Origin of the sequence: Mesorhizobium sp. M0243 (assembly GCF_040321775.1) — a bacterium.
Taxonomy (GTDB): Bacteria; Pseudomonadota; Alphaproteobacteria; order Rhizobiales; family Rhizobiaceae; genus Mesorhizobium.
The window spans coordinates 42018-66934 of record NZ_JAMYSF010000033.1 but is presented as its reverse complement, the minus strand read 5'-3'; the positions used below and the strand labels follow the sequence as shown (position 1 = coordinate 66934).

Sequence of the window (24917 nt, the reverse complement as noted above, 5' to 3'; positions counted from 1 at the left end):
AATGCAAAAGCACGCGATGCGCGCAACGAGTTCGTAATTGCAACTTGACACCCCAGATAGTCGCTCTCCCCCACTCACGTGGGGGCGAGGAACCCGAGCTAAACCATCACCTGTGCGAGAGAATGTTGACCAGCCGGCCGAACGGATCGCGCACATAGAAGCGCCGCACGCTCCAGGGCTCGTCGGCCGGTCCGTATTCGATGGCGAAGCCGGCGGCCTTCATGGCGTCGAGCGCCGCATCGACATCGTCGACCTCGATCGACAGATCCGGCACCGGCGTACCGGAGCCGCCTTGCGCCATGAAGCTGACCTGCACCTGCATCTCTTGATCGGAACCGTAGGTCGCGATCCAGCCAAGGTCCATCAGCACGTCGAGGCCGAGCACGTCCTGATAGAAGCGCTTCGCCGCCGCGATATTAGATGTCTCGATGTTGGCAACGATACGCCGGACTTTCATCGGCCTGCCTTTCATGCCGTGCGCCGCAGCGCCGTCACTTCGATCTCGATCTTCATTTCCGGTCTGTTGAGCTGGCAGACGATCATCGTCGCCGCCGGCCTGATGTCGCCGAACGTCTCGCCGAGGATCGGGAAGACGATGTCCACGAAGGCCTGGTCGGTGATGTAGTAATGCGCCCGCACCACATCGGTCATCTCGAAGCCGCCGTCACGAAGCGCCTTGCCGATCGTCGCCAGGCAATTGCGCGTCTGTGCCTCGACCGTATCGGGCATCGTCATCGTCGCATAATCGTAGCCGGTCGTTCCCGACACGAAACACCAATCGCCCTGCACCACCGCGCGCGAATAGCCGGCGGTCTTTTCGAAGGGCGAACCGGTGGAGATCAGTTGTCGCATGGGGTTCTCGTGAGTTGTGGTGGGCCATTTTGCAGGGAAAGGGCAGATCTGACCATGGGTCAACGCAGAGCGACTGGCGCTGCAAAGGCATTTTTATGTCGGCGGGACAGCACCCCCCTCTGGCCTGCCGGCCATCTCCCCCGCAAGGAGGGAGATCGGATGTCTCGAATGCTTTCGCCAGTTACAAACGGTGCAGAGATAGGCAGAGCGGCCAAGCTGCCGATCTCCCCCTTGCGGGGGAGATGCCCGGCAGGGCAGAGGGGGGTGTGAAGGATCGCGGCGAAACAGCTTTTGGTTCACCGCCGAAATGCCTAGTTCGCAGACCCCAGCGCCTTGTCCAACGCCGCCTTCACATCGGCCGGCCATGTCGCCACATCAGGCCACGCCTGCGGCTTGCCATTGTCGCCGCGGCGCGCAAAATAGAGCCTTTGCTTGGCCGGGTCGACCGCCATGAAGCCGTCATTGCCGCCGCAATCATGCGGCACGCAGCCGCTGGCGTAGAAGGCGCCCGAAGCGGTCTTTTCCGTGCCGCCGCCGACCAGCAGGCTGGTCGCCATATCGGGCATGTCCTTGCCCAGCAGCTTTTCGGCTTCCTTGTAGACAGCCTCATTGTGGAAAGCGTCGATGATGTTCTGGTACTTTTCCGGATCGATGTCTTTCCAGTCCGTGCCGGGTTCCGGCATGTAGGTCAGATTGCCCGAAATCGTCAGCCCATCGGTCGGCGACCATTGCAAAGCCGGTTTCTCATCCCCCGGCAACAGATACGGCACGAAATAGATGGCATTGTCGGACACCGCCGAGGGCGGGGCGCCGCACTGGTCCTGCTCGACCATTGTGCTCTGGATCGTGCCACCTTCCGGTTTCCAGACGATCACCGTCGCCGGCCCGCATTGGTTGCCGCCGTCGCCGACATCGAACAGCGCCACCTTGACGCCGCCGACTTCCACGATCCTGTCAAAGAAGACGTCATAGTTGGTGGCCAGCTGCTGGCCGTCATAGGCAAGCACCTTCTCGCCATACTGTTCCTTCTGGGTGATGGTCAGCGTGCCGCCTTCGAAAGGGACGGGCGCCTGCTTGTCGTCATCGGCAGCGTCGGCGGCGTTCGTCCCCTGATCGGCGGACGGCTGGTCCGTCGCCGGGGCCGGCTGGTTGGCGGGTGCCTGTGTCTGCGCAAACGCGCTCACGGTTTGCCCCAGCAACAAGGCCAGCCCGCAAACGCCGGCAAGAAGCAAACGTGTCATGACTGTCCCTCCACTCAGTCGCAACGAACCCGGCGCAACGAAGGCCTGAAAAGCGGCCGGGCCTCCGCCTGGAGTGTGTACCGCTCAGGCCCAGGGGCGCTGTTCGGCGTTGCGCTTCTCGAACGAGGCGATGGCGCCGGCCTTCTCCATGGTCAGGCCGATGTCGTCGAGCCCGTTGAGCAGGCAGTGCCGCTTGAAATCGTCAAGGTCGAAGGTGACGACACCGCCGTCGGGACCACGGATTTCCTTGGATTCGAGGTCGACCGACACGGTGGCATTGGAGCCGCGCGAGGCGTCGTCCATCAGCTTCTCGAGATCCTCGGGGCTGACGGTGATCGGCAGGATGCCATTCTTGAAGCAGTTGTTGTAGAAAATGTCGGCGAACGAGGTCGAGATGACGCAGCGAATGCCGAAGTCGAGCAGCGCCCACGGTGCGTGCTCGCGGCTGGAACCGCAGCCGAAATTGTCGCCGGCAACCAGGATCTGCGCCTTGCGGTAGGCCGGCTTGTTGAGCACGAAATCCGGGTTTTCCGAGCCGTCATCCTTGTAGCGCATTTCGGCGAACAGGCCGGTGCCGAGCCCGGTGCGCTTGATCGTCTTGAGGTAATCCTTCGGGATGATCATGTCGGTGTCGACATTGACGATCGGCATCGGAGCGGCGACGCCGGTGAGCTTGGTGAACTTTTCCATGGCTTTTGCCCGTGTTTTCGTTGCGGGGGGATTGCTGAGGCACGGTTTACACAAAGCCGGCGGCAAATAAAAGGCAACTGTTCGTGCACGGTGGCACAAGCCAGCCCGATGGTGCAGTCTGGCGGACATGGCAGAAAACGCACACGTCCTCTATAACAGCGAAGCCGCGCTCGACATCGCCGAATTCCGTCGCGTGCTGGTCGAATCCGGCCTCGGCGAGACACGGCCGGTCGATGATGAAGCACGGCTGCGGGCGATGCTGTCGGGCGCCAACCTGGTACTGACCGCGCGCCTCGACGTCGAGGGCAAGCCGCTGATCGGCGTTATCAGGGCGATCACCGACTTCTCCTGGGGTCTGCTACATCTCCGAACTCGCCGTTTCCCGATCGGCGCAGGGGCTCGGCATAGGCAAGGGCCTGATGGACGAGGCGCGGCGGCAGCTTGGACCATCGGTCGCCATCAGCCTGATCTCCATGCCCGACGCCGTCGGCTTCTACGAACGTATCGGCATGAAGCGCATGGCCGACGCCTTCTGGTTCGACCGCAAGGGCTGACGTGCGGTCACCTGACTTGCAACGGCTAGCGGGACAGCACCCCCCTCTGTCCTGCCGGACATCTCCCCCGCAAGGGGGGAGATTGAGCGCTCAACCGCTTTCGCCAATTCCTGCGTCGCAGGAAAGAGCAAGGCGCTGAAGCTGCCGATCTCCCTTCTTGCGGGGGAGATGGCCGGCAGGCCAGAGGGGGGAACTCGATAGAACGGCGGTCTGCGCTGATCGCTCAAATCACATTCAATTCCCGGAACGCCCTTCCCTCCGCCACCCGCTCATACCCAAACGCCGAGCAGTCCACCGTGCGGTAGCCACCATGCACGATCAGTTCGGCCAGCGCCTTGCCGACCGCCGGCGCCTGCTGCAGGCCGTGGCCGGAGAATCCGTTGGCGAAGATGAAATTGCCGACTTCGGGATGCGGACCGATCACCGCGTTCTGGTCGAGCGTGTTGTAGTCGTAGTGGCCGGCCCAGGCGCGGGTCGGCTTGATTGCCTCGAAGGCGGGAATGCGGGTCGCCAGCACCGGCCAGATTACCTCTTCGAACAGCGGCCAGCTTACCTCGAAGTCACCGGGATCGGGTGCGCGGTCGCCTTCCTCCGGTTCGGCGCCGCCGGTGAGGTAGACCGAGCCTTCCGGACGAACATAGATGCCGGAGGGATCGACCAGCAGCGGCATGTCGGCATATTTCTCGCGCGCCTCGAAGACGAAGACATTGCGCTTGCGCGGCTCGACCGGGAGTTCAAGCCCGGCCATGGCAGCCACCTTGCCGGCGTTCGGGCCGGCGGCGTTGACGACGATGCCGGCCTTCAGCGTCTCGCCATTGCCGAGGCTCACTCCCGTGACGCGGTTGCCATCGCGCGCGATGCTGGTGACATCGGCGGCGATGAAATCGACTTTCTTCTGCCGCAGCGCCTTTCGGAACAGCGTCAGCATCGCATGCGCGTCGAACCAGCCTTCGCCGGTGCGGCCATAGGCGCCGGCTGAAATGCCCTCGGTCGACAGCCACGGGAACCGGCGCGTAAGCTGGTCGGCATCCTCGAGCACGATGTCGGCGCCCTCCGCGATCTGCGCCTCGTGATTGCTCTTGAGGATCGGCAAGCCGTCCTCGCCGGCAAGGATGAGGTAGCCGCCCTCGCGAAAGCCGATATCGGCATCATCCCCGAACTCTTCCTTCAGCCGCCGGAACAGTTTTAGCGTGAACTGCGACAGGCGGATGTTTTCCGGGATCGAGAATTGCTGGCGGATCGAAGCCATGGACAGCGTCGTTGCCGCATGCGCGAATTGCGGATCACGCTCGACCAGCGCGATCGTGCCGGAAAACCCTTGCTCACGCAGGTAATAGGCGACCGAGGAGCCGACGATGGCTCCACCGATGATGACGATATCGTAGCGCATTTTTTCTCCGATCCGGCCGATGGTGTCCGTCACGCCACCGGCACAATGATCTCGAAGCGCGTGCCGCGTTCGCTGTCAACCAGCGCGATCATACCATCATGCGCTTTCAGGAGGGCCAGCACGATGCCGAGCCCCATGCCGGTGCCGCCCTGTTCGCGCCGCGTGGTGAAGAACGGCTCGAAAATGCGCGCCCGATTGCTCGGCGAAATGCCGGCGCCGTCGTCGCTGACCAGGATGCTCGCCTTGCCGTCGGCGCTCGTAGCGGAGACAGAAACCGCCGTCGCGCCGTGCCTGGCCGAATTGTCGATGAGATTGGCCAGCACGATAGCCGCGTTCTCGGCCGATATGCGCAATCTGATGTCGCCGCCGGCTCCGACGCAAACCGCCAGCCTGTTGTCGACGGGCAGCAGCGCCAGCGCCGCACCGATCGATGTGCTTTCGCCGCTCGGCGCCAGGTTTTCGGCACGCGCTAGGTCGAGCAGACGGCGAACCAGCAGATTGAGCCGCCCGGCGTCGGTGACGATATTGTCGGAAAAGCGCCGCCGCTCCGTATCGTCCATAGCGCCACCGGAATCGCGCAGCAGTTCGGCCGCGCCCTGGATCGCTGTCAGCGGCGATTTGAGCTCGTGCGAGACATGGGTGGCGAAAGTCTGGATGCTGTCCGACCGCGCCTGAAGCTTCTCGGCCATGTCGAGGAAGGCTGCGGACAGCTCCGCCATCTCTCGCGTGCCGTGATGGTCGAGCGGCCGGATCGCCGCGCGGTCGCCGGCGGCTATGCGCTCGGTTCGGTCGATCAGCGCATAGATCGGCCGGCTGACGGTACGCAGGAAAACCATGCCGATGAGCAGCGTGCCGCCGATTATAGCAATCGCCGCCAACGTCACCTTGCCGCGTTCGCCATAGAGATGCTTGATGATGTTGTTGGGCGTCCGCGACACATAGACGACGCCGGCGACCTTGCCATCGACGGCGACCGGCAGGGCGACGAAGACACGCACATTGGTGCCGCGGCTGACCGAATAGAGCGGTGGCGTCGGCTGGTCGGGAATGCGCAGCCTGAGCGCGCTGGCATAGTGACCGGCAAGCGCTGTGCGCACCTCCTCGGCCGCACCGAGCGACTGGCCGACCTCGCCACGACCGGCGATGACGACGCCCCGGGGATCGAGCAGCCGGAAGCCGGCCAGCGTGGTTTTCTGCGTGGCGTCGAGAATACCGGACAGACGGGTACCGATCGCGGCAAAGGTGGGATCGACGATCGCAGGCATCGCCGCCGGCCGGGTCGGCAGCACATAATCCGAGGCAAGATCGAGCTGCGGCTCGATCGGCCTGTACAGCGGGTCAGGATTGACGCTTCGGCTTGAATCCCCGCTTGGCCCCGGCATCGGCGCGCCGAGTTTTTCCGGCGGGATGCCGGCATCGCGCACATCCTGCGCATAGATAGCGGCGATGGCCGCCCCTTGCGCGATCAGCTCCGCTTCGGTCTGACGGATCAGCTGGTTCTCGTAGAGGCGGAAGAAGAACAAGCCGACCAATGGCAGGGCCATCACCATGATCAGGATGGCGACGACGACCGTGGCAAGCCGTGGCCGCCATTTGCGGCCGACCCATTTGCCGGAAGTCGTCAGCCGCATCGGCCGAGCCGGAAGCCGACGCCATGCACCGTCTCGATAACATCCAGGCAACCCACTGCTGCCAGCTTGGCGCGGATGTTGCGGATATGGCTGTCGACGGTTCGGCCGGCGACATGGATGTTTGCGGCATAGGCGCTGGCCATCACCGCGTCGCGGTCGAGCACATGCGCGGGCCGCGTCAGAAACCCTTTCAAAATCGAGAATTCGATCCCCGTCAGGGCAAGCGCCTTGCCGTCGAAGCTGGCGGCGTGACTGGCCGGCGCCAGAGCCAGTTTGCCATGCGAAAATTGCCTGTCGTCGGTCGGTTCGGGCGCCGCCGGGCGGGCGCGCCGCAGGATGACGTTGACGCGGGCGACCAGTTCGCGCGGGCTGAATGGTTTCGTCACATAGTCGTCGCCGCCCATTTCGAGCCCGAGGATGCGGTCGATCTCCTCGTCGCGCGCGGACAGGAACAGCACCGGCACATCGGATGTGTGCCGCAGTCGCCGGCAGACCTCCAGCCCGTCCATCTCCGGCATGCCGATGTCGAGCACGACAAGATCCGGCGCCCGGCGGCCGATCGCTTGCAGGGCGGCGGCACCGTCGGCCACCCCTGTCGTTTTCATGCCGGCCTTTTCCAGCGCAAAGCAGATCACCTCGCGGATGTGCGGGTCATCGTCGGCGACGAGGATGTGATGCGGCATGGATCAGCGGCCCGGCATGGAAAGTTCGATTGCGGAGGGAATCACGAACGGCCCCTTGGTGTCGAGATATCGAAGCAGCCGCCAGTCGCGAAAGCTCCAGGCCCGCCAGTTCTGCTGGATAGTTCGATACCAGATTTCATCGCTGCCGCGCACGCCAGCCAGTTCGCGGACAGTGCCGGCGGCCGCCGTCTTGCCCTGCTGCTCGAGGAACCGATCGAGTGCGGGAAACGCGCCCGGACCGAGCGAGTGAAGATACCAGGCGTCTAGGGGAATGCCCTGGCCGGTCATTTCGAGGGAATGGTCGACATTGTAGTTGGCGATCGTCGCTGCAAAATTGATGAAACAGCCGGCATAAAGCGCCAGAGATAACGTCAGAAGATTGGCGGACAGCAGCCATTCGTTGGATTTTCCCAGTGCGATGCGGGCGATGATCAGGGCAAGCCCCGATGCGACCAGCCCCATCCAGACGAAGGCGGCGACGCGCCAGTAGGTCAATGCATAGATGCCGACATAGAGGTCGAGCCGCAGGATCGACGAAATGACCAGCATGATGTTCTGCGCCACCCAGGCATAGACCAGCCGGCGGATGAGCGGATCGGCCGATGTCTCGCTGCCTGGCCGCAGCGCTGCCAGCACGAAGCCGGCGGCAAGCAGCGCAGTGACCATCAAGGGATAGGCGCCACGATGCGCGTAGGCCGCGTAGCTCAGCCCGTCGGGAAGGGCCGCCCCGCCCCACAGATAGGTGGCGTCGAGCGCCGTCTGCAGCGCAAACAGGACGTTGAAGACGATCAGGGCGCGCAGGATGGCGGCCTTGCCGAACAGGATGTCTTCGATGGTGGTGACGGTTTTGTCGGCTTGAGCGCTGACGGCCGGCGCCGCGTGCGGGATGCGACGAACTAGGCGCGGCAGGCGCGGCCGCAGAAATGCCCAGACGCCGGCGAGCACGAACAGCCAGAAGGCAATCCGCGCCAGCTGGATAAGATCGAGCAGCTTCAGAAGATCGATCAGCGACAGCCAGTAGTCGATGACCGGGTTGGCGGCGCCGAACAGCGCCAGGAAGACGGCGCCCAGCGTCAGCGGCATCACCCAGACAGCGATCGCCGCCAGCCGGATGCGCCGTCGGCCGAACCGGCGCGCCGTCTTGCGCCAGCGGATGAAATCATTGGCGAAGCGGAACGGCGCCGCCAGCCCGAACAGCGCGATCTGGCCGGCAATGCGGGCGATGCTGTGCCGCAGCCGCCCGCTCAGCGAAAGCGCAAAGACGGTCAGCGCCGCCAGCGCGATCGAAACTGACAGGGTGCTGACGTTTTCAGCCAGCGGCAGCAGCGCGACAAGCAAGGCGGCGGGCTTGAGCCAGACCCTGCCGTCGCTGAAGGCCGCGGGATGCACGGCGACCACCGCGGCGGCAATCAGGGTGGCAAACAGGAAAACCGTGATGCCGGCGGGTTGGCCATAAAAGAGAGAATCCGCAAGTGCTGCCAGCAGGATGGCGACACCGAAGCGGCTGCAATAGCTCGGCGCGGCGGTGAAGAAGGATATCATGACCTGGCCTTCCTGATGGCGTCCGGCCGGATTGCCGGCGGGGTTCTGCGGACAAAGGGAATGAGGATCGCCGTGGCGTTCGCGCGCGGCGATCGGCCAGCCACCAGCCTTCGCTGCGCAGCCGGTGAGGCAGGAACCAATAGGGTTTTGCTCGCTTTTGCATGCCGCCTGTTTGTCAGGCCGACGGGGAAAGGGTGGGGCGGATGCGAGGAGGTTTTCCGCAGGCATGTGCAGTTTTCGTGCAGGGTCGGGACGCCGAGCGTCTACCTCCCCCTTGTGGGAGGTCGGACCGCAGGTCCGGGTGGGGGTCCGGCGCCGCACCCCCACCCCGCTGCTTCGCAGCGACCCTCCCCACAAGGGGGAGGGTGGGCGCACAGCCCTGCGCGCTTGCCTCCAACAACCGCAGGCGGCATAGATCACCCATGGAAACCTATCGCCCGCGCCGCTCCGTGCTCTACATCCCGGCCTCCAATGACAAGGCCTTGGCCAAGATCGCGCAGCTTGCCTGCGACGCAATCATCATCGACCTGGAAGACGCCGTCGCTCCGGCCGACAAGATCACTGCCCGCGAAAAACTGGCCAGCATTTTCGCCGGCCATCCCGTTGCCAGCCATATTGGCAGACGCTGCGAGATGATCGTGCGCATCAATGCGATATCAAGCGAATGGGGCGCCGACGACCTGCTGGCTGCCGCAAGCTGTGAGCCCGACGGCATCCTTCTGCCCAAGGTCGACACGCCGCGCGACCTGCTCGAGGCCGGCGATGTGCTTGACGACAATTTTGTCCCCGATAGCGTGAAACTATGGGCGATGATCGAGACGCCCAAGGCGCTGCTCAACATCGGCGCCATCGCCGAGCTTGGCCGTGATCCGGCCTCGCGGCTAAATTGTTTCGTTGCCGGAACGAATGATCTGGTCAAGGAGACCGGCATTCTGGCAACGCCTGATCGACGCTACCTCGTGCCATGGCTGATGCAGATGGTGCTGGCCGCGCGCGCCGGCGGCATCGACATGCTCGACGGCGTCTCCAACGATTTTCGTGACCTCGACGCTTTCACACATGAATGCGCGGAAGCCGCAGCCATGGGGTTCGACGGCAAGAGCCTTATCCACCCGGCCCAGATCGAAGCCGCGAACCGAGCCTTTGCGCCGTCCATGGAAGCGGTGGCCGAGGCGCGCTCGGTGAAGGAAGCCTTCGCGCTGCCGGAAAATGCCGGCAAGGGCGTGATCGCGCTGAACGGCAGGATGGTCGAGCGGCTGCACTTGGCGCAGGCCGAAAAACTGCTGGCGAAGGCAGCCGCCATCGGGTCATAAATGCTCGATGGATGCGGGCGAGCTATAGCTACTCACGACAGGAATTGAACAATGAAACTCTACCGCTTTCTGTCCGCTCCGGACGATGCCAGCTTCTGCCACAAGGTGACGGCGGCGCTGAACAAGGGCTGGCACCTGTTCGGCTCGCCGACCTATGCCTACGACAAGAAGGCCAAAGCGATGCGTTGCGGCCAGGCCGTGGTCAAGGATATAGACGGCCAGGAATACGGACCCGATACGAAGCTCAGCGACTGGTAGGCTCCGCTCGCATCCACAGCCAGCCGGCCAGCCAGGCGATGGCTGCCGCAAGCGTCACCAGGCCCAGGTCAAGAGCCCACTCCGGCACGAACGCACGGAGCGCGATAGGCACTGCGCCAATGAAATAGAGGGCGAGTGGAATGCGCGGAACGCCTCTTGCAACGACAAGAGAGATTACAAACGCAAGTGTCCCAAGCAGAAAAAGGAACGAACTGACGACCAAAGCCAGTCCGAGAGGGCCGGCGCGCAGCTCGATGATGGTTGTCAGCGGAAGTTTCGAAAATACCAGATTGATCACCACTTCCACACCGACCAAACTTGCCAGTGCAACGAAGTTGATGACAAACGCGATGGTGCCGAACAGGCCCGCGCGCCGGCCAAACGCAAGAAACAGGCCGACGACAAGACCAAGCGCCAATATCTCGGCGACCGGTGCGAGAAGTTGCGTCAGATCGGTGGTCGCGATGAGCGAGCTGCGTTTGGCCGCGTTGACCAGGAGAATAAGCGCGCTTCCGACGCCGGCCGCGGAGGCAAGCCGATAAAGCGTAGCGCTGGGCACAGCCGCGCTCGACTGGATGGTCGTGGAATTCTCTTTGCGCTGAGGTTCTTCGGCTGAACTCCTCAGCGAAATGAGCGATTGCGGACGGCGGGGTTCGGCGGTTCTGGCAAGCATCTTCGTTTCCTCATCCGGGAAAACGGGAGCCGCGAAGACCGCAGGCCTGTTCCGATCCCATCTGTAATCACTGCTTACATGCTCTTGCCTGCATTGTAAACAGTGATTACATAAATCGCGGATCGTGCTACAGATGCGTGAAGCAGGCCTCCGGAACGAAAACGAAGGAGAAGAGATGGCAAACGCCAAGACGCCTCACCGCACCGGCTACCACCATGGCCATTTGCGGGACACGTTGATCGATGCTGCAATTCAACTTGTCGAGGAAGGCGGCCCCGACAATGTAAGCGTGCGCGAAGCCGCAAAGCGGGCCGGCGTTTCCCCCGGCGCCCCCTTCCGGCATTTTCAGTCGAAAACAGCGCTGCTGACCGCGGTCGCCGAACAGGCCATGAACCGGCTGACAGAGGCCGTTGCCAATGCACTTTCAGCAGTCGACAGCGCGGATCCCATCGTGGCCTTCGAAGCAATCGGACAAGGCTATCTGGAATGGGCGATCGCCAATCCCACGCATTTCCAGATCATCAGTTCCCGAACCCTGATTGATTTCGACGCGTCGGACAGTCTTCGCGGTCAGAATGAGGCCATTCGCCGGAAGATGATCGACCTGCTGACCCAAGCGCAACACCAGGGTCAACTGGCTGCGAACGCGGATTTCGATCATCTGGTTCTTGCCGCTCGTGCCTTTGTCTATGGGTTGGCACGAATGGTGGTTGATGGTCATTTTCCGGAGTGGCATCCGTCCGAGCCGCCATCGCTCGCCGTGCGCAAGGCGCTGCATCTTTTCATCAGCCGAATGACCAACCTATCTGAAGCGAGATCCCAGAAACCCTTGCCGCCGCTGGGTTCTGGACCGACTGGATAGGAATGGACATTTCACGCGACGCAGAACCAGCTATTCCGCCGCCTCTTCGATCTTCTCCATATCATCGTCCGACAGGCCGAAATGGTGGCCGATCTCGTGGATCAGCACGTGGGTGACGATGTCGCCCAGCGTCTCTTCGTTCTCGGACCAGTAGTCGAGGATGGCGCGGCGGTAGAGCGTGATCCGGTTCGGGCCTTCGCCGGTCTGCGGATTCCAGCGCTCGGCGATGCCGCGTCCCTCAAACAGGCCGAGCAGGTCGAACGGCGTTTCTAGCGACAGATCGTCCATGATCTCGTCGGTCGGGAATTCGGCGATCTGGATGACGATCTCGCCGGTCAGCTTGCGAAAATCCTCCGGCAGATGGGCGTACGCCTCCAGCGCCAGGAACTCCATTTCGTCCATCGAGGGCGAGAGTTCGTCGTGCCAGGTGCGGGTCTTGTAGATGCGTGCCATGCTTTGTCCTTTGATCCCGGCATATAGGCTTTCGCACCGTAATCGGCAAATGACACGGGCCGATGCGCCTGCGTCATCCGCGCGGAGAGGAATAAATTCCCCATGTGTCTGCTTGACTCTTGGGATGCGCTCTGGAATCTATAGGGAACATAACAGGAACAATGTGAGTGGAAGCTGACCGTCATGGCGATGACCGCCGTGGCGCGGGAGACTGTTTTTGCCCTGCGCCGCCAGATCGCGAAAATCGAGGGAACGCTGCCCGAGCGCTTGGCTGCGCCGGCCGCCGCGCCCTTTGATGCCGACGTCAACACCGATCTCACAATCGTCCGGCGTGGCATTGCCGAGGCGTTGCCGGACGCGTTCCTGCCTATTGGCGTCGAGCGCCTCGACGCCGCCCTGAGCGGCGGCCTGCCGAAGGCCGCCCTGAGCGAAATCCATGGCACGCAAACCCGCGATGCCGGGGCCGTCGCCGGCTTCGCTTTGTCGCTCACAAGCCTGATCCTCAAGCAAACGCCGGGGCTGCCGGTGCTGTGGATCGGCACATCGGAGATCTTTCGCGAGGCCGGCTTTCCCTATGCCAGGGGGCTTCACGCCTCGTTCGGCATTGAGCCGGAGCAATTGCTGTTTTCCGAGGCACCGAGACTTGTCGATGCGCTGTGGGTCGCGGAGGAGGCGGCCCGGATGACGGCGCTCGCCGCTGTCATCCTCGAAATTCGCGGCAATCCGCAGCGGCTTGACCTGACCGCGACACGCCGGCTGCATGCAAGGGCGCAAGCGGCCGGCCGCCCGGTGTTCCTGCTGCGGCAGGCGGCCGAGCCCGAACCGACGGCGGCACCCGTCCGCCTCATCGTCACGTCGGCACCGGCGGTGCCGCGCGACACCATCGCCGGGCCGCTGGCCGGCTCGATCGGCCGCCCGGCCTTCACCCTCACCATCGGCAAGAGCCGCACGGCCCTGCCTGGACAATTCACACTGGAGTGGAATCCCGATGAATGCGCATTCGACGAAAGAGCGGGCCACGAAGGAGCAGGTGGGGAAAGAAACCGGCCAAAGAATCCTGTCCCTGTGGTTTCCCTATCTGGCGGCGGAAAGGGTCCTGCGCCAGCGTCTGGGGCGGTCCTGGCGTTCCCGGCCGTCGGATCACCCATCTCACCCGCCGCTCGTGATCAGCCATCGCGACCGCAACGCACAGCGCATCTCGGCCCTCGACGAGCGGGCTGAGGCCCTGCACCTGAAGCGCGACATGGGCATCGCCGATGCGCGCGCCATGCATCCGTCGATCGACATCGTCGAGGCCGATCCGGAAGCCGACCGCCGCCTGCTCGAAGGCCTTGCCGACTGGTGCGACCGCTACACCCCGCTGGTGGCGCTGGATGGCGCGGACGGCCTGTTTCTCGACGTCACCGGCTGCACCCATCTGTTCGGCGGCGAACGTGCCATGCTGGACGACATCCTGTCGCGTTTCTTCCACCAGGGTTTCGATGTCCGCGCCGGACTTGCCGCGACGCCGGGTGCGGCCTGGGCGGCGGCACGCTTTTGCGGCGACCGCATCGTTGTGCCAGGCGAGGAGGAAGCGCTGCTGGCGCCCCTGCCGCTGGCCGCATTGCGCATAGAACCCTCGACCCGCACCAGCCTGGAAAGCGTCGGCCTGCGCACGGCGGGTGCCGTCATGGCGGCACCGCGCGCGCCGCTCGCCCGCCGCTTTGGCGCCTTGCTGCTCCTGCGCCTCGATCAGGCGCTTGGCCGCCTCGACGAGGCCGTCTCGCCGCGCCTTCCCGTTGCGCCGCTTTCGGTCGAACGCCACCTCGCCGAACCCGTCACCCTGACCGAGGACATCGAACGGCTGGTGGGCATGCTGGCGGCGACCTTGAAAACCGATCTCGAACGCTGCGGCGAGGGTGCCAGGACACTGGCGCTGCTGCTCTTTCGCGTCGACGGCGCCGTCAGCCGCATCGCCATCGGCACCTCGCGGCCGATGCGCGAACCCATGCTGATCCAGAAACTGTTCCATGAAAGGCTGGCCGCGCTCGAACAGGATATCGATGCCGGCTATGGTTTCGATCTGGTGCGGCTCTCGGTGTTGGCGGCAGCCACCTTCGACATGCAGCAGGCCGATCTGACTGGCGAAACGACCGACGACGGTGCCGATATCGCGCTGTTCGCCGACCGCATCCGCGCCCGGCTCGGCGAGGGCGCGGTTCTCCGGCCGGTCGCGGTCGAAAGCCATCTGCCGGAGCGCGCCGTCGCCACGATCCCCTTCACCGAAGCGCCGCGCCGGACCACGCCGCCGAAAAAGCCCGGCAGGCTGCAGGCGCCACAAACCATTTTTCCGCCGGAACGGCCAATCCGGCTGTTCCGCTCGCCCGAACCCATCGATGTGCCGGCCACTGAAATGCCGGAAGGACCACCGCTGCACTTCCGCTGGCGGCGCGCGCTCTACCGGGTCACGCGCGCCGAAGGGCCAGAACGCATCGCCGCCGAATGGTGGCGCGAGGCAGCGAGCGATCCGATCACGTCAACCCGCGACTATTTCCGTATCGAGGACGCCGATGGTCGCCGCTATTGGCTTTACCGGCAAGGTCTTTACGGCAACACGCAGGTCCCGCCGCGCTGGTTCATGCATGGTGTCTTCGCATGAACGCGCTGACCGTCATTCCCTTTGCCGAGTTCGGCATCCAGTCGAATTTCTCCTTCCTGCGCGGCGCCTCCAAGCCGGAGGAGCTGGTGGTCGCGGCCAAGCTCCTGGGCTTCTCGGCGATCGGACTTGCCGACCGCAACACGGTGGCCGGCGTGGTGCGCGCCTGGCAGCAGGCCAAGGTCGAAAAACTCTCCTATCATCCCGGCTGCCGGCTGGTTTTTGGCGACGGCACGCCGGACATCCTCGCCTATCCCCAGGACCGCAAGGGCTGGGGGCATCTGTGCCGCATGCTCACCCAGGCCAATCTGCGCGACGAGAACGAAAAGGGCGCCACCCTTCTCCAGCGCAGCGACCTGCTCGAATGGGGGGATCTGATGTCGCTGGCAGTCCTGCCCGATCTGTCGGCGGGGGCGCAGGACGGTCTCGCCTTGCTTCGGCTGCTCAAGGATCGTTTCGGCAGAAATCTCCGTCTGGCCGTTTCGCCCGACTACGCCGGCAATGACCGTTTCCGCATCGAGCAGGCCGCGGCTCTTGCCGAGAGCGTCGGTATTCCGCTGATGGCGACCAACGACGTTCTCTATCACACCGCCGAACGGCGCCCGCTGCAGGACGTGCTGACCGCGATCCGCCTCAACACCCCCGTCGCCGAGGTCGGGCTGCAACTCACCGCCAATGCTGAGCGCCATCTGAAGCCACCGATGGAGATGGCGCGCCTGTTCCGCAGGCATCCGCAAGCATTGGCCGAGACCTTGCGGTTTGCGGAAAGCCTGGGTTTTTCCCTTGAGGAGCTGAAGCACAACTATCCAGAGGAGACGACTGAGGCAGGCGTCGACCCTCAGACGGAACTGGAGAGATTGACTTGGGAGGGCGCCAGGAAACGTTACCCCGAGGGCATCCCTGACAAAGTGGAAGGACTCATCCGGCACGAACTCGAAATTGTCGGTCAGAAGAAATACGCCCGTTATTTTCTCACCGTTCGCGACATCGTTCGGTTCGCGCGTTCGGAAGAGGTCGGCATTCTGTGTCAGGGTCGCGGCTCCGCCGCAAACTCCGTCATCTGCTATTGTCTGGAGATTACGGAGGTAGATCCTGGCCTTCTGGACGTTCTTTTCGAGCGCTTTGTTTCGACGGAGCGCGACGAACCTCCAGACATCGATGTCGACTTCGAACATGAGAGGCGTGATGAGGTCATCGCCTATATCTACAATAAATACAGCGCCAAACGCACAGCCTTGGCCGCAGCCGTCATCAGCTATCGCGGCCGTTCGGCGCTACGCGAAGTGGCTAAGGCAATGGGCCTGTCGGAAGATGTCAGAAGCGCTTTGGCGAGCACGATCTGGGGTTGGTCGACCTCCGAACTTGGCGAGAAGGAGGCTCACGCTGGCGGCATCAACCGCACCGACCCGCTGGCAAAACTGGTGATCGAACGCTCCAACGATATCATGGGCTTTCCCCGTCATCTGTCGCAACATGTCGGCGGCTTCGTCATCACCAAAGACCGGCTCGATGAGATCGTGCCCATCGTCAAGACGGCGATGGACGAACGCAAGATGGTCGAATGGGATAAGGATGACCTGGATAATGTCGGCATCCTCAAAGTCGATGTGCTGGCGCTTGGCATGCTGTCTTGCCTGAGGCGTGCTTTCGATCTGCTGGAAACCCACTACGGAGTAAGGGACAAGTATGACCGGCGGCTGACCCTTGCGACAATTCCGCAAAAGGATAGCCGCGTTTACGACATGATCTGCCGTGCCGACACATTGGGCGTCTTTCAGATTGAATCGCGTGCCCAGATGTCGATGCTGCCGCGTCTCAGGCCCCGCACATTCTATGATCTGGTCATCGAAGTGGCGATCGTGCGACCCGGTCCTATCCAGGGCGATATGGTGCACCCCTACCTTCGTCGACGGCAGGGAAAGGAGAAGGTCGAGTATCCGAGCAAGGAACTTCAAGCCATTCTGGAGCGAACTCTCGGTGTGCCGTTGTTTCAAGAGCAGGCAATGAAGATCGCGATCGATGCCGGGGGCTTCTCGCCTGGTGAGGCGGATAAGCTAAGACGCGCTATGGCCACCTTTAAGCGCAGTGGCATGATCAAAAACTATGAAACGCTGATGGTCGAAGGGATGGTCAAGAAAGGCTATCAACGAGACTTCGCCGAGCGCTGCTTCAAGCAGATCGAGGGCTTTGGCGAATATGGCTTTCCCGAAAGCCATGCCGCTTCCTTCGCCCTGCTCGTCTATGCCTCCTGCTGGTTCAAGACCTTCTATCCCGACGTGTTCTGCGCCGCGATCCTGAATTCACAGCCGATGGGGTTTTACCAGCCGGCCCAGTTGGTGCGCGACGCAAGCGACCATGGCGTCGACATTCGCGACGTCGACGTCAATTTTTCGGTGTGGGATTGTACGCTGGAAAAGGCGCCGTTCGATCCGGCCCGTATCCTCCCGCGCCATGCCGAAATGCGCGGCGTCATCGAGACGAAGCATGCCGTCCGGCTCGGCTTCCGCCAGATCAAGGGCCTGTCGAAGGAGCGCATGGCGGCCTTCGTCGAACGGCGCGGCTCAGGCTACGGATCCGTCCGGGATGTCTGGCTGCGCTCCGGCCTTGATGTCGGCGAGATCGAAAAACTGGCGCAGGCCGATGCCTTCCGCTCGCTCGGCCTTGATCGTCGCGAAGCGTTGTGGGCGGTGCGCGCGCTCGACGGCAAGAGCGCCGCCGAAAGGCTGCCGCTGTTCGACCAGCCGGCGCTTCGCCTGCGCGAGCTGGAGCCCGAGACGAAGCTGCCGAAAATGCCGCTCGGCGAGCATGTCATCCATGATTACCGCGCGCTCGGCCTGTCGCTGAAGGCGCATCCGGTCGCCTTCCTGCGCGAGCGGCTCGACCGCGCCGGCGTCATCCCCAATGCGAACCTGCCTTCCGTGCGCGATGGCAGGCGCGTCTCCGTCGCCGGCCTCGTGCTGGTGCGGCAGCGTCCCGGCAAGGGCAACGCGATCTTCCTGACGCTGGAAGACGACAAGGCGGTGGCCAACGTCATCTTCTGGCAAAGAACCTTCGACCGTTACCGACCCATCGTCATGGGTGCCCGTTTCGTCAAGGTCACCGGAAAATTGCAGTCGGAATCGGGCGTGGTCCACATCGTCGCCGAGAGGATCGAGGATCTGACGCCCTGGCTGACCGTGCTTCTGGAGAAGGTCAGCGAAGCCGCACCAGCGGCTCCTCCGGGAGACCTCGCCAAGGAGCGTTCGGATCACTCCAGCCCCGCCGAACAAAGCGCACCGATCCGGCAGGATCTCGCAACGCTGTCGGAAGAAGCGGAAAGGGTCATGCCCAAGGGGCGGAATTTTCAGTAGTGTCAAAAACTTCGATGGCAGCGGGACAGCACCCCCCTCTGTCCTGCCGGACATCTCCCCCGCAAGGAGGGAGATTGGCAGCTTTGGCGCTTTCGCACATTCCAGCAACCGTGGAGATTAGCGAAAGCCGAGACTACATCCAATCTCCCCCCTTGCGGGGGAGATGGCCGGTAGGCCAGAGGGGGGTGCTGTCCCGCCCACCTCGCCAGCCTGTGGTGCAAGAACTCAGCCCGGCCCACCCAAGCGTGGCGGCGGCGGGGCGAGCACGTCCTCCACCGAAAGCGTCCGCGCCTCGGAGGGCAGCATGATCGGGATGCCGTCACGCACCGGATAGGCAATCTTGGCGACCCTGGAAATCAGTTCGCCGCGCTCTGGATCCCAGGCCAGCGGCCCCTTGGTCAGCGGGCAGGCCAGCAGCTCCAGCAGCTTGGGGTCGACCTTCCTCTCGTCACGTCCGTCCGCCGCCATAAGATTCTCTTCCCAGCCAGTTGCGGGCCTAAGATGTGCCGAGATTCAGGTCAGGCCGAGTCGAAAATGGCTGATACTGAGAACCGGAGCGGAGCGTACTTTTCGTACGTGAGCTCAGTTCTACCGCAACGCGGTAGAACGGGGAAGCGCAGGAAGCCGCCACTTGCAGGCCGGTCTCACCTGAATATCGACACATCTTACTGCAAATTACTGCAAACTCGAGCCAAAGTCCTCATTCTCGCGCGCCAGCGCCATTTCGGTGATGGCGATCAGCGTCTCCGCCCGGGTCTTCAGGTCGGCTGCTTCGAGCAGCGCCTGTTTCTCGGCCGGCCCGTAGGGCGCCATCATCGACAGCGCATTGACCAGCATGGCATTTTCGGCGCGGCTGACGCTTTCCCAGTCGGCCTCCAAATCGTTGGCCTGCAGATAGGCGCGAAACGCCTTGAGCAGCGATGGCCGGTCGATCTCGTTGTCCGCCTGATCCTCGTCGAGATCGGCAAGGAAAGGCGCGGGCTTGCACTGGCGAAACGGCGTCTTGACGGTCAATTCGTGGGCGATGCGGAACCGGCACACGCCCTGCAGCGAAATCAGGTAGCGGCCGTCGCCACTCTCGGAAAAGGCGATGATGCGCCCGGCGCAACCGACATTGCAGAGTTCCGGCTCGCCATCGCCGCGCAAGGCGCCGTCGAGACTGGGCTGGATGACGCCGATGAGCCGCGAGCCGGCAATCGCCTCGTCCACCATCTGCAGATAGCGCGGCTCGAAGATGTTGAGCGGCATGCGCCCTCCCGGCAGCAAAAGCGCACCCTCGAGCGGAAAGATCGGGATCGTCGACGGCAAATCCTTGGCGAGCCGGTAATGCGCGTTTCCCGCTTGCACCATATTCCTCCGATCGCTTCACCAGAAGCGCGTCATGGCAGTTCTAATCTGGCGCAGTCATGGCCGACGCCAAGCCCGTGCGGCAAAACAACCGGCAAACGGCTCAGGAAAACAGCAATGCCGACAATTTGCGGCGCGCGGCAAGCGTTGCCTCGTCGGTCATGCCCCATGCCTCGAACAGCTGCAGCAATTGCGTCCTGGCGCCATCCTCGTTCCAGCTTCGGTCGGCCTTGATGATGGCCAGCAGATTGTCTGCGGCCGCAGTGCGGTCGCCGTTGGCGTTCTGGATCATGGCCAGATCGAAGCGCGCCTGGTGATCCCCAGGATTTTCCGCCAGCCGGCGCTCGAACTCGGCTGGATTGCCGAGAGCCGCCGCTTGCGCCGCAACCGCCATCCTGGCGCGCAGGGCTGCCAGCGGCGGCGCATCCTTCTTGGCCTCCGGGGCTGTTGCCAAAAGCGCCTCGGCGCCTTCCGTGTCGCCGGTGTCGAACAACAGTTCGCCCAGTCCGGCGATCGCCTCGATCGTCTCCGGCGCCTGCGCCAGGATGGCGTCATAAATGTCGGCCGCGGTCTGCATGTCGCCGGCCTCGCGCGCTTCGGTCGCCGCGGCCAGGGCTTCCGCCACCGGCGGCGCGCCATTGCCCTTGCCGCCGACCTTGGTGATGAATTCGTTGATCTGGCTCTCCGGGATGGCGCCCATGAAGCCATCGACCGGCTGGCCGTCCTTGAAGGCGATGACCGCCGGGATAGACTGGATGCCGAGCTGGCCGGCGATCGAGGGATGGTCGTCGATGTTCATCTTGACCAGCTTGACCCTGCCGCCGGCGGCCTTGACCGCCTTCTCCAACTGCGGCGTCAGCTGCTTGCAAGGCCCGCACCAGGGCGCCCAGAAATCGACCAGCACCGGCTGGCGGCGCGATTCCTGGATGACATCGGCGGCAAAGGCAGCCGTCGTCGTGTCCTTGATCACATCGGCGGGAGCGGCGGGCGCATCGCCAAGCGCGACTTTCGCCGGCGCCGGCGCCGCTCCACCATACTGCACCGAGGTGGTGTACTGGCCGCCATTACCGCCAAAGGAGCCGCCGAACGGATTGTTGTCGCTCATCTCTTTACCCTTCCGTGGCGCCGCCGGCCGGCGGCCAGGCGCCCTATGCTTCAGACCATCTGACTCAAGCCATCCATGTGGCGATCACACGGAGACTTTCAAGATAGCAGCATCGTGCCCGGTTGCCTCGACGAATCTGATCAGGTCCCGCGCCGCGATCGATGTCGTCGCCTCATTGGTCAGCGGATGCCCATTGATCACCGCATGCTCCATCAAATCCTTGTCGAGCACGAGCTTGACCCTGTTTGCCGTGTCGTTGATGACGCCAAAGACCGTCACGGCGCCCGGTGTGACGCCGAGCAGCTCCATCAGCATCTCCGGCTTGCCGAAGGAGACCCGGCTGGCGGCGCCGATCACCTGGTGGATCTGCTTCAGGTCGACGACCGCGTCCTCGCCGACGGTGACCAGGAAGAAATTATCCTTCTTGTCCTTCAGGAACAGGTTCTTCGTGTGCCCGCCGGCGATTTCGCCGCGCAACGCCTGCGAATCCGCGACCGTGTAGAGCGGCGGATGGCGCTTCGTCGAGGCGGCAATCCCGAGTTCAGCGAGAAAGGCCATCAAATCGGCTTCGGTCTTCGGCATCGGTTTCGTTCCGTTTCTCAAGCCAGCCGTTTACGGCCAATGGGGCAGCCGACACAAGACCGTCATGCGACATCATGGTGAGCGGCACCGCCCTTCGCGCTGGCGCCCCGCCGCCCGCCACTCACGCGCCCGCCGGCGGCTTGCCGGCCCCGCGCGGCGTGTCACAAAAAGCCTGTGATTTCCCTGTTGCAATCGCCGCGCTCTTCAGCCATATAGGCCCGGCTTGCGGCCAAGACGCCGTGCGAGCGGGTGTAGCTCAGGGGTAGAGCACAACCTTGCCAAGGTTGGGGTCGAGCGTTCGAATCGCTTCACCCGCTCCAGTTTCCTCTAGAGGAAATCAAGCAGATAAGAAGGCCGTCTAGTGCGGCTTCTTCTTTGTCTACAGTTGCAAGCTACCGCATAGCTACCCGCATGCGGAAAGCGAAAATCATGCAAATCGTAGATTGTGCTTGCCAGATCAGTCACTATTGAGCGCGCATATTGACAGCCGCCCAAGACGCTGAATCTATAAGGCAAGGGAGCATCGAATTGGACAGTCTGATCGGAGTCGGTGTCTACACGCCTGCGGAAGCGGGTCGGCTTTTGCATATCCGTCCTGCCAAGATTGCTAGGTGGCTCCGAGGCCACAACATTAAGGACCAGAAGTACGCGTCACTTTGGTCGCCTGAAGTTGATTTGGGGGATGAGCGGGTTTTTCTTGGCTTTCGAGACCTTATGGAAGTTCGGGTCGCGGATGCCTTCATTCGCGCCGGAGTTTCGGCGATGCGTGTTCGCGCGGCCATACATCTTGCCCGAGATATCATTGGTCAAGACCGTCCGCTTTCAACCAACCGCTTTCGAACGGACGGCCGGGAAATTTTTGTAACCGTCATAGAAACCGGCGAAGATGGCGAAGAGCGAGAACGGCTCCTGAACCTATTTCGTCGCCAGTATGAGTTCAAAGGGATCATCGAGCCGATCTTAAAAACTGTCGATTTTGGCGACGATGGCAACCCGCTTTTGTGGTGGCCCGGCGGTCGCCGGCTCAATGTCGTTGTAGACCCATCGCGGTCTTTCGGTCAGCCAATTGATGCCGCTTCAAGCGTGCCGACGGCGATCCTTGCAGCAGCTGCGCGTCAGGAAGGGATTATTGGCGCCGCCCGTGCCTATCTGGTGCCGGAAGCGTCCGTCCGCCGATCTATTGAGTTTGAGACATCCATGGGGCATGGAATTGCGGCGTGAACGTGCTGTTTGACAACTGCACCGCACCGCTATTTGCTACGACTCTGGACGGTTTCATAAGCCATTACGGGCATCGTGCTTTTCACATCAAGGACGTGCCAGGCCTTCCTGGCGGTCGGCACTCGGCCGACATTGACTGGATCAAACATCTTCAAAGCGCACCAGAGACATGGATCTTCATCTCGGGGGATGGCCGCGTTCTGAGAAACCCAGCCGAGAGAGCGGCTTTGCGATCAGCCGGCCTTCACGGATTTATTCTGGCGCCCGCTTACCAGAAAACGCCAATGAACCAGGTGGCGGCAACCATCGTCTGGAAGTGGCCCGAGATCGAAGGGGTCACTAAATTGGTCGCCGCGCCTTCTATGCACGAGATACCGATTCAGCGGATCAGCAAGTTGCGCGCTCTGCCTCTTTAGACTCGAGAGCCTTACTCCGCCTTCGCAGCGACGCCTGATGCACCAGCGAGGTCCAGCTGTTGGTCGAGGCGAGGTGGCAATAGAGCAGGCCGAGCGCGCCTGATTTGCGCAGGTCGAGAAACGCCTCGTCGCTCAATCTGTTGAAGGCCGGCTCGTCGATCACCTGGAAATCGGTGAGGTTGAGCACCTCGCCGCCTTCCAGCGTCACCTTGCTCTGGCGCGGTGAAAACAGGCTGTGTGCATCGATCTTTTCGACCATCTCGCGGGTGGCTCTGAAGTCGATCTGGAACTGGTTGCAGAAGGCGAGCGCCTGTTTGGTCGCTTCGGTCGGCTCGTTGCCGGTGAAGAACGGCAGGATCTTGTCATCGCGGGACGGCGCCGGCAACTGGTCGACGACCCGGTCGCTGGCCCGTTCGACGCACAGCGTCAGCCGGCCGGCCGATGTCGGGTCTTCGGCCAGGATGAAGGGATAGCGGCGGACATAGGCGGGGATGTAGTGCGGCGCGGTCCATTTGCCGTCGGCATCGACGAACAGGTTCTCGTTCTGGCGCACACCGGTGATGATCACCGGCGACTTGGCCGGGCCGATAAAGACGATCGGGTAGGAGCGCATCGCCGCCGGCATTTCCGACGCGACCACCGGAATGGCGTGCGCAGAGCGGGCGAAGCCGAAGTCGCTGCGCGCGGTCAGGCCAAGCGAGCCGTGCCGCGCCGGATTGAGCGCCTCGGGCCTCGAATAGAACAGCGGCAACGCATCGCCCGTCCCGTTCGTCTTTGCATCCGCCATCATCCGTCTCCCGCACGCCATCAGGCTGCCAATGGTCCCGAAGCCGGGATCTATGCTTGTTTGCGCTGATCTTGGATCGAAAGGAATCCCGCGCAGGAACAAAGTACTACAGCGTCTCTTGCGCGCATAAAAGGACAGGCGGTGCTGTATTTTGGGGTTTTGCGGCGGCCGATTGTCTTGGGGAGCGCGACCGCCGGCCTGCCCGCCTCTGGACAGCTTGCGGCGAAGCGGCGACAGTGCCTCCGCTGGAGCAAATTCCAGGAAAAGTGTGGAGCGGTTTTCCCTTGGCAATTGCGAAGAAACAAAAGCCGGATCAGCGATCCGAACGCTGAACCGCTCCAGCGGACAGATTGAGGGAAACGGAATGGCGTCGGTGTCGGATTTCGAGCAGGGACAAACCTTCACCGTCGAAGCCGGGGGCCGGCAGATCCCGCTCGAACTGAGCGCGGTCAAGCCCATCGCCGCCAGCCCGCGCCCGGGTGGCGGTTTCTCGCTGCTGTTCAAAGGCCCGCGCGAAATCGCATTGCCGCAGGCGACCTATCTTTTCACGGGGGAAAGCGGCAGCCACGAGATCTTCATCGTGCCGGTCGCCGCCGATGCGACCGGGCAGCTTTACGAAGCGGTGTTCAATTAGAGGCTTGACGCAGGGAGGGTCTGATCGCTTCGAAATTAGCTGAAGCCTCTCCTCTTCGTTCGTCATCCTAGGGCGAAGCAGTCGCGAAGCGACGTCGCGGAGACCCTAGGATGACGAAGCTGGTGAGAGCCGCCGCTTGCGATGCTCGCCGTCACAAACCAGCCGCCCCGCTCCCCGGCGGCGCACAGGCCATCAGGTCGTAGACGCCCTTGTCCTCGACGACCGCGAAGCCCAGCGCGACATAAAGCCGTCTCGCCGGATTGTGCTTCTCGACATGGATCGACGCTGATTTGCCGGCTAACCATACCTCGTCGATGAGGTCACAGAGCAGTGCGGTGCCGTAGCCTTTGCGGCGATGATGCGGCAGGAAGGCGATGTCGATGATGCGGTGCTGGCTTGGCCAGCGCTCGACATAGAGGCGGCCGATGTCTTCGCTATCGCGTTCCACCACCAGCCAGTCGGCCTCGGGATAGTGTTTTCGGTAATGCGCATGCTGGGCCTGGAACTGCATGCCGAGGAATTCGGCCTTCTGCGCCTCGCTCCACGACGTCACCGCGAGTTCTTCGAGACGCGTCGAAGCATAGAGCCGCGACAGGAACGGCAAGTCCGCTTCCGTCGCAGCGCGAAAGCCGAGCCCGGCCGTGTCAGACCGGGGCCAGACCGGACGGGCCTGCTTCGCTTCCGCCACGCTGCCGGAA

The 24917-nt window shown here is 63.0% G+C and carries 25 protein-coding genes, 1 tRNA gene and 1 pseudogene; 11 read left to right on the top strand and 16 right to left on the bottom strand.

Annotation, left to right across the window (positions count from 1 at the left end; all coding sequences use genetic code 11):
• Positions 1 to 106: 106 nt before the first annotated feature.
• The 4 genes from NKJ11_RS29520 to leuD form a co-directional block, all read right to left on the bottom strand.
• The gene (locus NKJ11_RS29520; RefSeq protein ID WP_023810903.1) at positions 107 to 457 is read right to left on the bottom strand and encodes a VOC family protein; all 351 of its coding nucleotides are present in this window, start codon (positions 455 to 457) and stop codon (positions 107 to 109) included.
• Between the two features lie 11 nt (positions 458 to 468).
• Positions 469 to 852 (bottom strand): RidA family protein, encoded by a 384-nt coding sequence (locus NKJ11_RS29515; RefSeq protein WP_023810902.1) that lies wholly within the window; start codon positions 850 to 852, stop codon positions 469 to 471.
• A gap of 311 nt (positions 853 to 1163) precedes the next feature.
• Positions 1164 to 2093, bottom strand: coding sequence for an Ivy family c-type lysozyme inhibitor (locus NKJ11_RS29510; RefSeq protein WP_352612521.1), 930 nt, complete (start codon positions 2091 to 2093; stop codon positions 1164 to 1166).
• Positions 2094 to 2177: 84 nt separating this feature from the next.
• The gene (leuD, locus tag NKJ11_RS29505) at positions 2178 to 2783 is read right to left on the bottom strand and encodes a 3-isopropylmalate dehydratase small subunit (RefSeq protein ID WP_127329306.1); all 606 of its coding nucleotides are present in this window, start codon (positions 2781 to 2783) and stop codon (positions 2178 to 2180) included.
• 127 nt (positions 2784 to 2910) lie between these two features.
• Between leuD and NKJ11_RS29500 the strand changes: the two are divergent.
• Positions 2911 to 3337: pseudogene (locus tag NKJ11_RS29500) on the top strand (GNAT family N-acetyltransferase).
• Between the two features lie 223 nt (positions 3338 to 3560).
• On the opposite strand, the gene NKJ11_RS29495 reads toward NKJ11_RS29500, so the two are convergent.
• From NKJ11_RS29495 to NKJ11_RS29480, 4 genes are read right to left on the bottom strand one after another with little or no spacing between them, the layout of a single operon-like run.
• A complete protein-coding gene (locus NKJ11_RS29495; protein WP_352612523.1) occupies positions 3561 to 4727 on the bottom strand; it encodes an NAD(P)/FAD-dependent oxidoreductase in 1167 nt (388 codons plus the stop codon).
• Positions 4728 to 4756: 29 nt separating this feature from the next.
• A complete protein-coding gene (locus tag NKJ11_RS29490) occupies positions 4757 to 6358 on the bottom strand; it encodes an ATP-binding protein (RefSeq protein ID WP_352794847.1) in 1602 nt (533 codons plus the stop codon).
• Entirely contained in the window at positions 6349 to 7041 is a 693-nt protein-coding gene (locus NKJ11_RS29485; protein ID WP_352612527.1) for a response regulator, read from the bottom strand. Before NKJ11_RS29485 ends, NKJ11_RS29490 begins: the two co-directional genes overlap by 10 nt.
• A 3-nt stretch (positions 7042 to 7044) precedes the next feature.
• Positions 7045 to 8583: a DUF4153 domain-containing protein gene (locus NKJ11_RS29480; protein WP_352612528.1), complete on the bottom strand. Its 1539-nt coding sequence runs from the start codon at positions 8581 to 8583 to the stop codon at positions 7045 to 7047.
• Positions 8584 to 9005: 422 nt separating this feature from the next.
• Here NKJ11_RS29480 and NKJ11_RS29475 point away from each other — a divergent pair, with 422 nt between their 5' ends.
• Positions 9006 to 9896, top strand: coding sequence for an HpcH/HpaI aldolase/citrate lyase family protein (locus tag NKJ11_RS29475; RefSeq protein ID WP_352442389.1), 891 nt, complete (start codon positions 9006 to 9008; stop codon positions 9894 to 9896).
• 51 nt (positions 9897 to 9947) lie between these two features.
• On the top strand, positions 9948 to 10154 hold the full coding sequence (locus tag NKJ11_RS29470) for a DUF1737 domain-containing protein (RefSeq protein WP_013528780.1): 207 nt from the start codon (positions 9948 to 9950) through the stop codon (positions 10152 to 10154).
• Here the strand turns inward: NKJ11_RS29470 and NKJ11_RS29465 are convergent.
• A complete protein-coding gene (locus tag NKJ11_RS29465) occupies positions 10141 to 10827 on the bottom strand; it encodes a hypothetical protein (protein ID WP_352612530.1) in 687 nt (228 codons plus the stop codon). The genes NKJ11_RS29470 and NKJ11_RS29465 overlap by 14 nt on opposite strands.
• Positions 10828 to 11002: 175 nt before the next feature.
• On the opposite strand from NKJ11_RS29465, the gene NKJ11_RS29460 reads away from it, so the two are divergent.
• The gene (locus NKJ11_RS29460) at positions 11003 to 11689 is read left to right on the top strand and encodes a TetR/AcrR family transcriptional regulator (protein WP_352612532.1); all 687 of its coding nucleotides are present in this window, start codon (positions 11003 to 11005) and stop codon (positions 11687 to 11689) included.
• 30 nt (positions 11690 to 11719) lie between these two features.
• On the opposite strand, the gene NKJ11_RS29455 is transcribed toward NKJ11_RS29460, so the two are convergent.
• On the bottom strand, positions 11720 to 12142 hold the full coding sequence (locus NKJ11_RS29455; RefSeq protein ID WP_023763026.1) for a metallopeptidase family protein: 423 nt from the start codon (positions 12140 to 12142) through the stop codon (positions 11720 to 11722).
• Positions 12143 to 12325: 183 nt separating this feature from the next.
• Here NKJ11_RS29455 and NKJ11_RS29450 point away from each other — a divergent pair, with 183 nt between their 5' ends.
• Genes NKJ11_RS29450 through NKJ11_RS29440 form a run of 3 tightly spaced genes read left to right on the top strand, consistent with a single transcriptional unit; the run spans position 12326 to position 18127 of the window.
• Entirely contained in the window at positions 12326 to 13363 is a 1038-nt protein-coding gene (locus NKJ11_RS29450; protein ID WP_352612533.1) for an ImuA family protein, read from the top strand.
• Positions 13305 to 14780 carry a DUF6504 family protein gene (locus NKJ11_RS29445; RefSeq protein WP_352612534.1) on the top strand — a complete coding sequence of 492 codons (1476 nt, stop codon included), beginning with the start codon at positions 13305 to 13307 and terminating at the stop codon, positions 14778 to 14780. Before NKJ11_RS29450 ends, NKJ11_RS29445 begins: the two co-directional genes overlap by 59 nt.
• The gene (locus tag NKJ11_RS29440; protein ID WP_352612535.1) at positions 14777 to 18127 is read left to right on the top strand and encodes an error-prone DNA polymerase; all 3351 of its coding nucleotides are present in this window, start codon (positions 14777 to 14779) and stop codon (positions 18125 to 18127) included. The genes NKJ11_RS29445 and NKJ11_RS29440 overlap by 4 nt, the downstream gene beginning before the upstream one ends.
• Positions 18128 to 18352: 225 nt before the next feature.
• Here the strand turns inward: NKJ11_RS29440 and NKJ11_RS29435 are convergent, their stop codons facing one another.
• The 4 genes from NKJ11_RS29435 to NKJ11_RS29420 all read right to left on the bottom strand — a co-directional run bounded on the left by NKJ11_RS29435 (position 18353) and on the right by NKJ11_RS29420 (position 21161).
• A complete protein-coding gene (locus NKJ11_RS29435; protein WP_127261272.1) occupies positions 18353 to 18595 on the bottom strand; it encodes a Trm112 family protein in 243 nt (80 codons plus the stop codon).
• A 207-nt stretch (positions 18596 to 18802) separates the two neighbouring features.
• Positions 18803 to 19474, bottom strand: a complete 672-nt coding sequence (locus NKJ11_RS29430; protein ID WP_023810888.1) for an LON peptidase substrate-binding domain-containing protein — start codon at positions 19472 to 19474, stop codon at positions 18803 to 18805.
• Between the two features lie 103 nt (positions 19475 to 19577).
• The gene (trxA, locus tag NKJ11_RS29425; RefSeq protein ID WP_352612537.1) at positions 19578 to 20579 is read right to left on the bottom strand and encodes a thioredoxin; all 1002 of its coding nucleotides are present in this window, start codon (positions 20577 to 20579) and stop codon (positions 19578 to 19580) included.
• 84 nt (positions 20580 to 20663) lie between these two features.
• Entirely contained in the window at positions 20664 to 21161 is a 498-nt protein-coding gene (locus tag NKJ11_RS29420) for a prolyl-tRNA synthetase associated domain-containing protein (protein ID WP_023810886.1), read from the bottom strand.
• 245 nt (positions 21162 to 21406) lie between these two features.
• Here NKJ11_RS29420 and NKJ11_RS29415 point away from each other — a divergent pair.
• The 3 genes from NKJ11_RS29415 to NKJ11_RS29405 all read left to right on the top strand — a co-directional run bounded on the left by NKJ11_RS29415 (position 21407) and on the right by NKJ11_RS29405 (position 22798).
• Positions 21407 to 21481 (top strand) — tRNA-Gly (locus tag NKJ11_RS29415).
• A 208-nt stretch (positions 21482 to 21689) separates the two neighbouring features.
• Positions 21690 to 22382, top strand: a complete 693-nt coding sequence (locus NKJ11_RS29410) for a hypothetical protein (RefSeq protein WP_245490573.1) — start codon at positions 21690 to 21692, stop codon at positions 22380 to 22382.
• Positions 22379 to 22798, top strand: a complete 420-nt coding sequence (locus NKJ11_RS29405; RefSeq protein ID WP_127297740.1) for a PIN-like domain-containing protein — start codon at positions 22379 to 22381, stop codon at positions 22796 to 22798. The genes NKJ11_RS29410 and NKJ11_RS29405 overlap by 4 nt, the downstream gene beginning before the upstream one ends.
• On the opposite strand, the gene NKJ11_RS29400 is transcribed toward NKJ11_RS29405, so the two are convergent.
• Positions 22770 to 23585: a SapC family protein gene (locus NKJ11_RS29400; protein WP_352794846.1), complete on the bottom strand. Its 816-nt coding sequence runs from the start codon at positions 23583 to 23585 to the stop codon at positions 22770 to 22772. The two genes, NKJ11_RS29405 and NKJ11_RS29400, sit on opposite strands and share 29 nt — an antisense overlap.
• Positions 23586 to 23802: 217 nt before the next feature.
• Between NKJ11_RS29400 and NKJ11_RS29395 the strand changes: the two genes are divergently transcribed.
• Entirely contained in the window at positions 23803 to 24219 is a 417-nt protein-coding gene (locus NKJ11_RS29395) for a DUF6916 family protein (protein ID WP_352794845.1), read from the top strand.
• A gap of 151 nt (positions 24220 to 24370) precedes the next feature.
• Here NKJ11_RS29395 and NKJ11_RS29390 read toward each other — a convergent pair whose 3' ends face one another.
• Complete coding sequence (locus NKJ11_RS29390; protein WP_352794844.1) at positions 24371 to 24907, bottom strand: GNAT family N-acetyltransferase; 537 nt, start codon at positions 24905 to 24907, stop codon at positions 24371 to 24373.
• Between the last annotated feature and the right edge of the window lie 10 nt (positions 24908 to 24917).